The sequence below is a fragment of the Allobranchiibius sp. CTAmp26 genome, assembly GCF_017565405.1.
Classification (GTDB): Bacteria; Actinomycetota; Actinomycetes; order Actinomycetales; family Dermatophilaceae; genus Allobranchiibius.
In genome coordinates this window covers 39816-52290 of sequence record NZ_JAGEKR010000022.1, presented here as the reverse complement: position 1 = coordinate 52290, position 12475 = coordinate 39816, and the positions used below count along the sequence as shown (strand labels likewise).

General features: G+C 69.3%; 13 protein-coding genes. 6 read left to right on the top strand and 7 right to left on the bottom strand.

The genetic code is table 11. From position 1 onward, the window contains the following. Window positions 1-10: 10 nt before the first annotated feature. Window positions 11-1030, top strand: a complete 1020-nt coding sequence (locus J4030_RS15910) for an NAD(P)-dependent oxidoreductase (protein WP_208050212.1) — start codon at window positions 11-13, stop codon at window positions 1028-1030. Between the two features lie 13 nt (window positions 1031-1043). On the opposite strand, the gene rfbC is transcribed toward J4030_RS15910, so the two are convergent. Continuing rightward, a complete protein-coding gene (gene rfbC / locus J4030_RS15905; protein ID WP_208050211.1) occupies window positions 1044-1604 on the bottom strand; it encodes a dTDP-4-dehydrorhamnose 3,5-epimerase in 561 nt (186 codons plus the stop codon). A gap of 47 nt (window positions 1605-1651) precedes the next feature. Between rfbC and J4030_RS15900 the strand changes: the two genes are divergently transcribed. From J4030_RS15900 to J4030_RS15885, 4 genes are all read left to right on the top strand, one after another. Next, window positions 1652-2755: a class I SAM-dependent methyltransferase gene (locus J4030_RS15900; RefSeq protein WP_208050210.1), complete on the top strand. Its 1104-nt coding sequence runs from the start codon at window positions 1652-1654 to the stop codon at window positions 2753-2755. A gap of 196 nt (window positions 2756-2951) precedes the next feature. Further along, window positions 2952-3701, top strand: a complete 750-nt coding sequence (locus tag J4030_RS15895) for a helix-turn-helix domain-containing protein (protein WP_208050209.1) — start codon at window positions 2952-2954, stop codon at window positions 3699-3701. A 13-nt stretch (window positions 3702-3714) separates the two neighbouring features. Then, window positions 3715-4620 (top strand): oxidoreductase, encoded by a 906-nt coding sequence (locus tag J4030_RS15890; protein WP_208050208.1) that lies wholly within the window; start codon window positions 3715-3717, stop codon window positions 4618-4620. A 103-nt stretch (window positions 4621-4723) separates the two neighbouring features. Beyond that, window positions 4724-5296: a TIGR00730 family Rossman fold protein gene (locus J4030_RS15885; protein ID WP_243763466.1), complete on the top strand. Its 573-nt coding sequence runs from the start codon at window positions 4724-4726 to the stop codon at window positions 5294-5296. A gap of 53 nt (window positions 5297-5349) precedes the next feature. Here J4030_RS15885 and J4030_RS15880 read toward each other — a convergent pair whose 3' ends face one another. Continuing rightward, a complete protein-coding gene (locus J4030_RS15880) occupies window positions 5350-5787 on the bottom strand; it encodes an SRPBCC family protein (RefSeq protein WP_208050207.1) in 438 nt (145 codons plus the stop codon). A 134-nt stretch (window positions 5788-5921) separates the two neighbouring features. Here J4030_RS15880 and J4030_RS15875 point away from each other — a divergent pair, with 134 nt between their 5' ends. After that, window positions 5922-6914 carry a TIGR03557 family F420-dependent LLM class oxidoreductase gene (locus J4030_RS15875; protein ID WP_208050206.1) on the top strand — a complete coding sequence of 331 codons (993 nt, stop codon included), beginning with the start codon at window positions 5922-5924 and terminating at the stop codon, window positions 6912-6914. Between the two features lie 74 nt (window positions 6915-6988). Here J4030_RS15875 and J4030_RS15870 read toward each other — a convergent pair whose 3' ends face one another. The 5 genes from J4030_RS15870 to J4030_RS15850 form a co-directional block, all read right to left on the bottom strand. After that, a complete protein-coding gene (locus J4030_RS15870) occupies window positions 6989-8092 on the bottom strand; it encodes a YihY/virulence factor BrkB family protein (RefSeq protein WP_307864738.1) in 1104 nt (367 codons plus the stop codon). Window positions 8093-8135: 43 nt separating this feature from the next. Beyond that, on the bottom strand, window positions 8136-8783 hold the full coding sequence (locus J4030_RS15865) for a bifunctional 2-polyprenyl-6-hydroxyphenol methylase/3-demethylubiquinol 3-O-methyltransferase UbiG (RefSeq protein ID WP_243763465.1): 648 nt from the start codon (window positions 8781-8783) through the stop codon (window positions 8136-8138). 104 nt (window positions 8784-8887) lie between these two features. Then, window positions 8888-9223 (bottom strand): DUF779 domain-containing protein, encoded by a 336-nt coding sequence (locus J4030_RS15860; protein WP_208050239.1) that lies wholly within the window; start codon window positions 9221-9223, stop codon window positions 8888-8890. A gap of 162 nt (window positions 9224-9385) precedes the next feature. Then, on the bottom strand, window positions 9386-10909 hold the full coding sequence (adh, locus tag J4030_RS15855; RefSeq protein WP_208050205.1) for an aldehyde dehydrogenase: 1524 nt from the start codon (window positions 10907-10909) through the stop codon (window positions 9386-9388). Window positions 10910-11039: 130 nt separating this feature from the next. Further along, entirely contained in the window at window positions 11040-12281 is a 1242-nt protein-coding gene (locus tag J4030_RS15850; protein ID WP_208050204.1) for a GAF domain-containing protein, read from the bottom strand. Window positions 12282-12475: the final 194 nt, after the last annotated feature.

Here is a 12475-nt window from a genome sequence, read left to right as displayed (position 1 = left end):
ACGAATCGCGTTGAGAATTCTAGTGACCGGCAATCAGGGGTATCTCGGCTCGGTGATGGTGCCGGTGCTGCAGGCCGCGGGACACGACGTCGTCGGATACGACACAGGGTTGTTCGCGGACAGCGTGCTGGGCGCCGCGCCGACGGATCCGCCCACGATTCGCAAGGACATCCGCGATGTGCAGCCGTCGGACCTGGAGGGCTTCGAGGCGGTCATCCACCTGGCCGCTCTGTCGAACGACCCGCTGGGCGCCCTCGAACCGCAGATCACCCACGACATCAACCACCACGCGTCGGTGCGCCTGGCGAAGGCCGCCAAGGAGGCCGGCGTACGCCGCTTCCTCTACGCCTCGACGTGCTCCGTCTACGGCGCCGCGGGCGCCGATGCCGTGAAGGAGGACTCGCCGATGCGCCCCGTGACGCCGTACGCCGAGTCGAAGGTGCGGGTCGAGGGCGACGTGCACGATCTCGCGGACGCCGAGTTCGAGCCGGTCTTCCTGCGCAACGCGACCGCCTTCGGCGCCTCGCCGCGGTTGCGGGCGGACATCGTGCTGAACAACCTGGTCGGCCACGCGGTGCTGAGCGGTCGCGTGCTCGTGCTGTCCGACGGGACGCCCTGGCGACCCCTCGTCCACGCGAAGGACATCGCCGAGGCGTTCTCCCGTTGCCTCACCGCACCGCGGGATGCGGTGCATGCCAAGGCGTTCAACGTCGGCACCGAGGCAAACAACGCCACCGTGGCACAGATCGCGCAGGAGGCGCAGCGCGCGGTGCCGGGCTCGACGCTCGACATCACCGGCGAGACCGGATCGGACCCGCGGTCCTATCGGGTCGACTTCGGCGCGATCCGCGCGGCGCTGCCCGGCTACGACGCGTCGTGGTCGATCGCCGACGGAGCGCGTGAGCTCGCGGCGGCGTACCGCTCGGCGCCCCTCACCCGGGACGGTTTCGACGGCGACTTCGTACGGCTCAAGGTGCTGCAGCGCAAGCAGGAGGCCGGACTGCTCGACGCGGGCTTCCGGCTGCGGTGAATCCGGCATGTCCTCAACCTTGTTCGCGCACGGCCAGGAGGGCGCGAAGTTCGGCGAACGTCCCGGCCGCCAGGTCGCGTGCGCTCATCGTGCCCACCGGCAGCGGCCAGTCGATCGCCAGGTCCGGGTCGTCGTACCGGACGGCCAGGTCCTCGCTCGGATCGTGCGCGCGGTCGATCCGGTAACACACGTCGGCCACGTCGCCGAGCACCTGGAAACCGTGCAGGAAGCCCGGCGGGACGTAGAGATGGGCGAAGGTCTCGTCGTCCAGGCGGGCGCCGACGCGTTGTCCGAAGGTCGCCGACCCGGCCCGGATGTCGACCAGCACATCGAGGATCGCTCCCCGCGCGCACCGCACCATCTTGCCCTCGCCGGCGCCCGAGCGACCGTGCATGCCCCGGATGACGCCGCGCGCCGAACGCGACTGGGAGTCCTGGATGAACGACGCAGGGTGCAGTCCGTGATCTGCTGCGATCTGCGCGTCGAAGGTGCGGGTGAAGAAACCCCGCGCGTCGAAGTGCGGCTCCGGTGTGAAGAGCAGCGGGCCGGTCACCTCGAAGGACGTCACGCGCACGGACTCATCTAAGCGTGTCCGACCATGCTGCGGGCGAAGGAGATCCGATGACAGAACACAGGTGCCGGGCCTGCGGTGGCAGCCGCGGTACGACGGTCCTCGACCTCGGCGAGCAGCCTGCGGCGGATCACTTCCCGCCGGCGAGCGACCCCGGACCCGACCCGCGTTTCGCGTTGTCGATGTGGTGGTGCGCCGACTGCTGCCTGGCCCAGCTGGCCGAGGACGAGACGAGCATCGAGGAACCCCGTGGCCTCGAACCGCGGGCATTGGTGTTGCAGGCGCAGCAGGCCCTGGCCCAGGTCGCCGAGGCGGGCTTCTTCCAGGGCCGGAGCACCGTCGGGGAGTTCCCCTCGCCGCACGGTGGCAGCTGGCTCGGCGACGCCGCGGCGTACGGGCCGACCATCGTCGCCGACGGTGCGGCGGAGGTGCTCGTCGACAGTTTCGGGATCATGCACGAGCGGGACCAGGCTGCCGGCGTACGACGTCGCGCGCAGCGCCTCGCACCCGGCGGAGTGTTGCTCCTGCAGTACCAGTCGTTGGACAGCATCGTGTCGCAAGGCGCGTGGAATGCGTTGCGGCACGGGCACTTCGGTTATTACAGCCTCTTGTCGCTGGAGCCGTTGCTCGCGCAGGCGGGCCTGCGGGTCCTGCGTGCGTGGGACTTCGACCTGTACGGCGGCACCGTCCTGCTGGCCGTCGCCCGTGCGGCCGACCGGCAGAGCGTCCATCCCTCGGTGGCGCTGCTCGCTGCGCGAGATCGGGCATCGGGGATGGCCGATCCCACGGTGCTCGCGACCCTGCAGGACCACGTCGATGAGCACATCGCCTGGTTGCGGCGACAGCTGCGCGATCGGCGTGCGGCGGGCCGTACGGTCCTCGGCTACGGCGCCGCATCGCGCGCCGCCGCCCTGCTCGCCGCGGCGCGTGCGGACACCTCGTTGCTTCCGGCGATCGCGGACGGGGGCACGGCCAAACACGGTCGCCGGATGCCCGGCACCGACATCCCGATCGTGTCTCCGGCGCAGTTGCTCGAGGCCGACCCGGACGACGTGATGCTCTTCCTTCCGGACCTGCTGCCGGAGGTGACGCGCTCCTTCCCGCAACTGGCCGGCCGATGGATCGCAGGTGTGCCATCGCCGCCGACTGGGTAAGGGGTCGATACGCCGGGGACGGCGTGCCCTACGAATTCGGGTCAAACGCCGGTCGCGGAGACGTCGACAGGAGCACACTGGTCGCACAGCGTGCGTCGACGGTCACCGAGCAGTCACCGGGGGACAGGGCGCCGTCCGGTCAGGGCGGCGGGTGACCTACGTTCGATACGTTGGAGTATTCAGTGAGGGGAGTGTCGTGACAGACCTATTGCCCGAGAAGTCAGCAGTCGACGAGCGCAGCTTCTCGATCGGCCCGACACCCGGGGCGATACCCCCTGGCGAGTTCCATGGTGTCGGCAGCGGAGTGCGCTCGCACCGCACGGCCAAGGGCCTATCGTTGCGCGAACTCGCACGCCGCCTGGGGGTCTCGGCGTCGTTCATCTCCCAGTTGGAGAACGGCAAGTCGCAGCCGTCCGTGGCGACCCTGGTTGCCATCTGCAACGCCCTGGGGGTCACGTTCGACGAACTCTTCGCAGCCTGCGTCGCCCTGGACGCACCTGCGCAACAGGAGCCGCCGCACCTCGTCGGTGAGCGGGACGTGGCTCGCGCGGGCGCCGCGCGACCGGCGACCTCCGACGACGACGTCGCCCCTCGTCCACACAACGTCTCGGACGGCCCGGTGATGCATGCCGGAGCGCGGCGACGGTTGGCGCTCGACACGGGTGTGATCTGGGAGCAGCTGTCCTCGGAGTCGGGCACCCCGGCGGAGTTCCTGCTCGTGACCTACGAGGTCGGCGGCACCTCGACCACCGGCACCAAGATGAGTCGGCACGACGGCACGGACTATGGCTACGTCCTCAGTGGCGAGCTGACGCTCACCCTGGGCTTCGAGACCCACGTGCTCGGCCCCACCGACTCGATCTCCTTCGACTCCAACATTCCGCACCGCTTCCACAACTCCGGCGACGTACCGGCGCAAGCCGTCTGGTTCGTCCACGGGACGTGACGCGCGAGCCGTGATGGCATGGAACCCAGGCCAGATCGGCGACCTGTCCGGTCGGACGGCGATCGTCACCGGTGCCAACTCGGGGATCGGGCGGCACGAGGCCGCCCAGCTGGCTGAACACGGCGCGCGGGTGGTGCTCGCCGTGCGCGACCTCTACGCAGGGCGCGCGGCGGCCGAGAAGATGGACGGCGACGTACGAGTCGCACATCTTGACCTGGCGTCTCTGGCATCGGTGCGGGCCTTCGCGGACGGCATCGAGCATCCGGTCGACCTGCTGGTCAACAACGCCGGGCTGATGGAGCCGCCGCACTACCGCGAGACCATCGACGGCCACGAGCTGCAGTTCGGCACCAACCACCTCGGCCACTTCGCCCTCACCGCACTGCTGTTCCCGCGGCTCGTGCAGGCCGCGGCACCGCGCGTGACCACGGTGTCCTCCCTCGCGCATTTTCGCGGCAACGATGCTGTGGTGCAGGGAAACCCGCCGCAGACCTACGTGCCCGGCACGGCGTACGGGCAGTCCAAGCTCGCCAACCTGCTCTTCGCGCACGAGTTGCAGCGTCGTGCCGACCGGGCGGACATCGCGCTCGCCTCGACCGCCGCGCACCCCGGCGTCGCCTCGACCGGTCTGGTCTCTGACCCCGAGGGCTGGGGGCGCAATCCCGTCGTGCGTCACGTGCTGCCGATCGCGATGCGAGTGGTGCTGCCGGGTGGGGCAGGTGGCGCGCGGCCGGTGCTCTACGCCGCCACCGACGCGGCGCCGGGGAGCTACTCGGGGCCGAAGGGCCCGGGTGAGGTACGCGGTCCGGTGGGTGAGGCGAAGCAGAGTCGCTTCGCGCGCGACGAGGGCCTCGCTGCGCGGTTGTGGTCGGTCAGCGAGGAACTGACCGGCATCCCGTTCGACGTCGCCCGGGCCTGAGGCTCCCGTCGGGGGGTAGGCACGTCATCGAGGGGTGGACCTATAAGCCCACCCCTCGACGCAATCACCACCCCTCGACGGTGCGGGTGGCTAGCGTTGCGGCATGCGCGTCGCCATCTTCATCGGTTCCTCACCGGGCAACGACCCGACGTACGCCGATGCTGCCGCCGCGCTCGCGACCCACCTGGCGCAGCGGCGGGTCGGCATCGTCTACGGCGGCGGTCATGTCGGGCTGATGGGCGTCGTCGCGGATGCCGCGCTGCGGGCGGGCGGCGACGTCATCGGAGTCATCCCGCGGTCGCTGGCCGACGCCGAGGTCGCGCACGGCGCGCTCAGTCACCTCGAGGTCGTCGAGACGATGCACGAGCGCAAGGCACGCATGGCGCAGCTGGCCGACGCGTTCGTCGCCCTCCCCGGGGGCATCGGCACGATGGAGGAGTTCTTCGAGGTCTGGACCTGGCTCCAGCTGGGCATCCATGCCAAACCCGTCGCGCTCTACGACGTCGAGGACTTCTGGTCGCCGATGCGCGCACTCATCGCGTCGATGGTCGACGGGGGATTCCTGCGCGCCCAGGTGGCGGAGCAGCTGATCCAGGTGGACGACCCCGACGACCTGCTGGCAGGGATCGCTCGCTGGCGACCCACAGCGCAGCGCTGGTCGGCCGACTCTCCTTGATGGTCAGCAGTTCGGTGGCGACGTCGCCACCGAACCGCTGACAACCGGCCCGATCAGAGGGTCTCGAGCGTCTTGGTCAGGTCGCGCACCGTGTCCTTGGCCAGTTTGAGGAAGATCAGGTTCATCACCGGCTCGCTGAGCTTCGCCAGGCCGTTGAAGGTGACGGTGGCTTCGTAGGTGATCGTCGCTCCGGTCGTCGACGGCTCGACCCGGATGTCGTCCTTGGACGTAGCGGTCTTGTTGGTGCCGACGAAGACGACGCGCTGCGGCTCCAGCTCGACCAACTCGTACTCCAGCTCCGTCTTGATGGCGATCAGCTTGGAGACGTTGTGCCAGCGCGAACCGACCTGTACCGGATCGGAGTCGGCCCCGATGCGGGTGCACGAGACGGTGCCCGGGTCCCATTGCTCGGCGTGCCCGAAGTCCTTCAGGTACTCGATGGCGACGGACGGGTTGACCTGCACCTCGAAGGTGCGGATGACGTGGACCATGGCTGTCCTTGCTGTGAGAGCGGTGGCGGCCGGGGCCGGGTGTCTCCTCACTCTACGAAGTGCGCCGCCCGCCTCGCGTACGGCGCCCCGGCCGGGGGCTGCGGGCGAACCCGCTGCGATGTCAGGGTGGAGCCATGACCACCAACTTCGGCTACACCCTGATGACCGAGCAGAGCGGACCCAAGGAGCTGGTGCGATACGCGCAGGCGGCCGAAGAGGTCGGCTTCGATTTCGAGGTCAGCAGCGACCACTACTCGCCCTGGCTCGCGGCACAGGGGCATGCGCCGTACGCGTGGACGGTGCTCGGCGCGGTCGCGCACGCGACCAGCCGGGTCGAGTTGATGACCTACGTGACCTGCCCGATCCAGCGGTACCACCCGGCGGTCGTCGCGCAGAAGGCTGCGACGTTGCAGATCCTGGCGGACGGTCGGTTCACGCTCGGGCTCGGCTCCGGCGAGAACCTCAACGAGCACGTCACAGGTGAGGGGTGGCCGCCGATCGACCAGCGGCAGGACATGCTCGCCGAAGCCGTCGAGATCATCCGCGCGCTGCACGAGGGGGATCTCGTGACGTACGACGGGGAGTACTTCCGGGTCGACTCGGCCCGCATCTGGGACGCGCCGGACGGTGGCGTGCCGATCGCGGTGGCCGCCGGCGGTCCCAAGGCGATCAGCCGTTTCGGCCCGCTCGCCGACCATCTGATCGCGACCGAACCGGATGCCGAGTTGGTGCAGGCGTGGAACGCTCTCGACGGTGCGTCGGCGATCGGCGCCGGTGCTCGGGCGATCGGACAGATCCCGATCTCATGGCATCCCTCGAGCAAGGACGAGGCGGCACGGATCGCGCACGAACAGTTCCGCTGGTTCGCGGGGGGTTGGGCCGTGAACTCCGATCTGCCGACCACGACCGGATTCGCCGGTGCGTCGAAGTTCGTACGACCTGAGGATGTCTCCGAGACCATCCCTTGCGGCCCGGATCTGGACGAGTTGGTCGAGATGATCAGGCCGTTCTGGGAAGCCGGTTTCACGGACGTCGCAGTCGTGCAGGTCGGCGACGAACTGCAGCAGCGGTTCCTGGACGAGGCCGCCGGCCCGCTGCTGCAGAAACTACGCGCGGCCGTCGGCTGAGTGCGCGATCGCGGCACAGAAAAGCCCGAGAGCCACACGTCGGCCTATGGCTCTCAGACCTACCTGCGCCACAGTCAGTCCTCGGTGGAGCGCTCCGGGATGGGCAAAGTCGCGCTGTCGTGCCTGTCGTGCCTGTCGTGCGCGTCGACGGCGGGCTGGGTGGGCGTCGGCGGCTCGGGTGGCGGCGGTTGGTCGAAGGTAACGACGATCTGCTCGAAACCCTTGTGCCGCTGCGCTTTCGCCAGTGCGATGTACGTACGCCGGTCACCGCCGGTCAGTTCCACGTTGTCGGTGAACGGCGTCAGCAGCGCGCGGGGATAGAGCTTCTTGTCGATCACGACGTTGATCTCCGTGCAGAAGACGGTGATCACGCTGGCCAGGTAGATGAACGCGAGCAGGCCGAGCACCGTCGCGAAGATGACGTTGGTCTCGCTGTTCTTCGCGTGGTCGACCACCCGGGTGACGTAGCGGACGCCGAAGGTCTGCAACAGCGTCAACCCGACGGCGGCGACGAGCGCGCCGGGCAGCACCTGCCGGATCCGCAGTTTCTTCGACGCGCCGTGTCGGTAGATGGGGATGAAGAGCAGGGTGTCCAGCACCAGCGGGACGCCCGCGCTGATGACGGTCGCCCACTCACCATGCAGCAATCCGACGATGGCGGAGACCGCCGTGGCGGCCAGGAGCACGAGGCCGGTGAAGCCGATGAGCAGCAGGCTGCGCAACCGGCCCGAGAAGGGGTCGGGCCGCTCGTTGCGCGGCACCGCCCAGGCGGCGTTCATCGCGAACTGCACGGCCTGCCCGATGCCGAGCCCACCGTAGATCGCGATCGCCAGCCCGGCGAGCACCCCACCCCAGCTGCCGCTCAGCCGCTTCGGGTCCTTGAACTGGTTGCCGATGATCGGGAACTGACCGGCCGCGGAGTTCACGATCTGCTGCTGCAGATGGGGGTACTGCCGCAGCACGAAGCTAAGGACCGTACTGAGCAGCAGCAAGAGCGGGAAGAGCGAGACGAACCCGTAGTAGGTCATCAGTGCCGCGAGATAGGTGCCGGAGTCGTCGAAGAACTTGTAGACGACCGCGATCGGGAAACCCACGATGCGGTGCCGGCGCTGGAAGTCATCGACCCAGAGCGTGCGCCGGCTCGGCACTTTCGTCGGCGTCGAGCCCGCGGTGGTCACACCCCCATGGTGACGGAGGGAGTCTCCTCGCGGGCCGCGACCCTCACAGGTGGCGCAGGAAGAACACGGCGTAATCGTCCTCGTCGCTGCTCGGAAGCAAGTCGTACGAGGCGAACCGGGCTTCGACACCGAGCCCGGCAGACCGCGCGTCGGCCACGAACTCAGGCGCCGGGTAGCGACGGGAGCTGCCCGGCTCGGCCTCGAGGTGGAAGCCGACGAGCAGGCGACCACCGGGTGCCAGCAGGGCGCGCAACCGGCCCAAGACCTCGCGCTCGGTGTCCGGCGCGAGCAGGATCATCACGTTGCCGACGCAGACGACCACGTCGTACGCGGTCGGGTGTCCTTGTGCCGCAAGGATCTCCGGGGTCAGCTCATCGAGCCGGGCCTCGACCACGGGCAGGTGCGGGAAGGTCTGCCGGGACTGGTCCAGCAGTGCCGCGTCCAGGTCGACGCCGACGACGTCGTGACCGCGATCCTGCAACGCGGCGCCGATGCGCCCCATCCCGCTACCGGCATCCAGGATCCGTGCGCGGCGCGGCGCGATCACGTCGGCGAGACGCGCCTCGCCCGTGATGTCCGCGCCGCTGTCGCGCAGGTCGGCGAACCGCCGCCCGTAGTCGCGGTGGTCGGAGGACTCCCAGCGGGTGGTGCGGTGCGCGTGCATACCCGCAGCCTGCCAGGGTGCCGTCATCGGACGAGGAGCGCCTGCTCGGCCCACAGGGGCAACAGAAAGCGCGACGACGCGGTCAGACCATCACCCGGCCGATCGCGACGCCGTGTCTCTGTGTGCCCGCGTCAGATGGTGCAGGCGGGGACCTCGGCAGGGGAATCCATCATCCGGGACCGGATGAGGAAGCGATGCCCGGTCGGCGCCTCGAGGGAGAACCCCGCGCCCCGACCCTTCACCAGGTCGATCGTGATATGGGTGTGCTTCCACGCCTGGTACTGCTCGCGGGTCATCCAGACCGCCACCGGGTCGCCCTCGCCGACGTCGAGGTCACCGAGATGCACGTCGTTCTCGCCGAGGATGAGATCCCCGTCGGGGTAGCACATCGGTGCCGATCCGTCGCAGCAGCCGCCGGACTGGTGGAACATCAGCGGACCGTTGCGTTCGCGCAGGTCGCGAATCATCTGGGCCGCGGCAGGTGTGACTGCCACCTGCTCACGCACCTCGGGTGCGCTCTCGTCGATCGACACGGTTTTCCTTTCGCCGACTTCGCGGGGACCCCGTGCAGGGTCCCCGCGAAGTGTGATGAGGACGACGCTTCGCAGTCTCCTCCGTGCGGGGCCGGTTTAGAAGAAGCCCTGCGCGTTCTGGGAGTAGGACACCAGCAGGTTCTTGGTCTGCTGGTAGTGGTCGAGCATCATCAGGTGGTTCTCCCGGCCGATGCCCGAGGACTTGTAACCGCCGAACGCCGCGTGCGCCGGGTAGGCGTGGTAGCAGTTGGTCCACACCCGGCCGGCCTGGATGTCGCGACCGGCGCGGTACGCCGTGTTGGTGTCGCGCGACCACACGCCCGCCCCGAGCCCGTAGAGGGTGTCGTTGGCGATGCTGATGGCGTCGTCGTAGTCGTTGAACTTCGTGACCGAGACGACCGGTCCGAAGATCTCCTCCTGGAAGATGCGCATCTTGTTGTTGCCCTCGAAGATCGTCGGCGCGACGTAGTAGCCGCCCGACAGGTCTCCCCCGAGGTCGACGCGCTCGCCACCGGTGATGATCCGCGCGCCCTCCTGGGTGCCGATGTCGATGTAGGACAGGATCTTCTCCAGCTGGTCGTTGCTGGCCTGCGCCCCGATCATCGTGTCGGTGTCCAGCGGGTTGCCCTGCTGGATCTTCTTGGTCCGCTCGGTCGCGGCCGACAGGAACGGGTCGTAGATGCTGTTCTGGATCAGCGCACGGCTCGGACAGGTGCAGACCTCGCCCTGGTTCAGCGCGAACATCGCGAAGCCCTCGAGCGCCTTGTCCTGGAACGCGTCGTCGGCGCTCATCACGTCGTCGAAGAACACGTTCGGGCTCTTGCCACCGAGCTCGAGGGTTGCGGGGATGAGGTTCTGGCTCGCGTACTGGGCGATCAGGCGACCGGTCGTGGTCTCACCGGTGAACGCGATCTTCCGGATGCGGCTGGAACTGGCGAGCGGCTTGCCCGCTTCGACGCCGAAACCGTTGACGACGTTGAGGACTCCCGGCGGGAGCAGGTCGGCGATCAGCTCCATGAGCAGCATGATCGAGGCCGGGGTCTGCTCGGCGGGCTTGAGGACGACGGCGTTGCCGGCGGCCAGCGCGGGCGCCAGCTTCCAGGTCGCCATCAGCAGCGGGAAGTTCCACGGGATGATCTGCCCGACGACGCCGAGCGGCTCGTGGAAGTGGTACGCCACGGTGTCCTCGTCGATCTGGGACAGGTGACCCTCCTGCGCACGGATCGCTCCGGCGAAGTAGCGGAAGTGGTCGACCGCCAGCGGCAGGTCCGCGGCCATCGTCTCGCGGACCGGCTTGCCGTTGTCCCAGGTCTCACCGACCGCGAGCATCTCCAGGTTCTGCTCGATGCGGTCCGCGATCCGGTTCAGGACTGCAGCGCGCTCGGCCACCGACGTCTTGCCCCATGCCGGAGCGGCCTTGTGGGCGGCGTCCAGTGCCAGGTCGATGTCCTCCGACGTGGATTGCGCGACCTCGCAGAAGGTCTTACCGGTCACGGGTGAGGGGTTCTCGAAGTACTGCCCCTTGACCGGAGCGACCCACTCGCCACCGATCCAGTTGTCGTAGCGGCTCTTGTAGGTCGTGGGGCTGCCGTCCTGCCCCGGCTGCGCGTACGTGCTCATCCGACATCTCCATTCGAAGGTGCTGCGTCCTGTGTGCTCAGCTGTAGCCAGCTTGCCTGTGACGCTAGTCACAGACACGTTGCGTGAACGTTGCAGCGGCTGTGCGGTCGATGTGCGAGCCCGCCGCACCTCAGCCGAGCTCGCGGTCCAGCCGCGCGAGGTGGGCGCGTACGCCGTCGTGCCGGGGCGAGCCGGGGTGCAGGCAGTCGCGCACCGCCCGCCACACCTGGTCGTCGTCCCATCCGTGGGCGGTATCGGCGAAGCGCAGCAGCAGGTCGGGGTCTCCCGTGCGGATCAGCGCGTCGCGCACCTGCCGGTGCAGCTGGTCGCGCAGCCGGCAGATGCCCGGTGCGTCGGACGTCGGCAGCAGCGGACCGCGGTAGAGGTCGAGCGCCGCGGCGATCTGGTGGCCGCGCAGCAGGTCCTGCACCTGTTCGACGTCGGTCACCAGGTGCGGGTCCAGCCGGTACGGGCGCGAGGTCAGGGTGAGCGGCGCCAGCGCGGTGCGCAGCCTCGACAACTCCGCACGGACGGTGACCGCGGCGTGGTCACCGCTGCTCAACTCGACGGCCAGGCGATCACCGGAGATTCCGTCACGGGCCTGACCGAGCAGGATCAGCAGCTCGGTGTGCCGCTCCGACATCCGGGTGATGCCATGAGCGCCCTCGAGCGCCCCGCCCTCCCGGCCGAGGGACCGCAGCAGCATCCCGGCGCCATGCCGGTCGGCGCGGGTGAGGCGGTGCAGGCGCAGCTCGCTCTCGACCGCCGCCACGGTGGCCTTGACGATGGTGAGGGTGTGCGGCGCCGCGACGTCGTCACCGCCGGTCAGATCCAGCGCGCCGAGCACGGCACCGGTGTCCGGATCGTGGATCGGCGCCGCCGAGCAGCTCCATGCGGTGACCGGCCTCGCAAGGTGCTCGGCCGCGAAGATCTGCAACGGCTGGTCGAGCGCGAGCGCCGTGCCGGGTGCATTGGTGCCCGCCGCCGTCTCGGACCACAGCGCACCCTCGACGAAGTGGATGCCTTCCGCGCGGCGCCGCAGCGCGGAGGGACCCTCGACCCACAGGAGGCGCCCGGCCGCGTCGCTCACCGCGACGAGCATCCCCGCCTCGCGCGCGTCGTCGACGAGCAGTCGTCGGATGACCGGCATGGCGTCGGCGAGCGGGTGGCTGTCACGCCAGGCGTCCAGATCGCCGTCCAGCAGATCGACCGGCGGGCTGGAGTGATCGGGATCGAGGCCGCCGCGGATGCTGCGCTGCCACGAACTGCGCACCACGGGGCGCAGACCGTCCGGGGTCTCCCCGGTGCTGACGAAACGATCACGCGCCTCCGCCACGCTGCGCAGCCGGTCGCGCCGGTCGTGATCAGACACGGTCGCTCATGACCTCGAGGTCCGTGCGGCTGGTCGGCAGGACGGCGCAGGCACGTACGCCATCGACGTACGACGTGGGCGCGGCGGTGCGGACCATCGGGCAGCTTCCAGGACGGCGGAAATTCCACGATACGCGCCGCCACGCACCCTGGCACGGACAACGGCGGATGCTGTCCGTGGCGTCCGCGACGCGG

Bases quoted from the DNA above. Each gene is read 5' to 3' on its own strand.
- J4030_RS15875 (WP_208050206.1), top strand. From the start codon at position 5,922: ATGACCACCAACTTCGGCTACACCCTGATGACCGAGCAGAGCGGACCC.
- J4030_RS15890 (WP_208050208.1), top strand. From the start codon at position 3,715: ATGGCATGGAACCCAGGCCAGATCGGCGACCTGTCCGGTCGGACGGCG.
- adh (WP_208050205.1), bottom strand. From the start codon at position 10,909: ATGAGCACGTACGCGCAGCCGGGGCAGGACGGCAGCCCCACGACCTAC.
- J4030_RS15900 (WP_208050210.1), top strand. From the start codon at position 1,652: ATGACAGAACACAGGTGCCGGGCCTGCGGTGGCAGCCGCGGTACGACG.
- J4030_RS15860 (WP_208050239.1), bottom strand. From the start codon at position 9,223: ATGATTCGCGACCTGCGCGAACGCAACGGTCCGCTGATGTTCCACCAG.
- J4030_RS15880 (WP_208050207.1), bottom strand. From the start codon at position 5,787: ATGGTCCACGTCATCCGCACCTTCGAGGTGCAGGTCAACCCGTCCGTC.
- J4030_RS15865 (WP_243763465.1), bottom strand. From the start codon at position 8,783: ATGACGGCACCCTGGCAGGCTGCGGGTATGCACGCGCACCGCACCACC.
- J4030_RS15885 (WP_243763466.1), top strand. From the start codon at position 4,724: ATGCGCGTCGCCATCTTCATCGGTTCCTCACCGGGCAACGACCCGACG.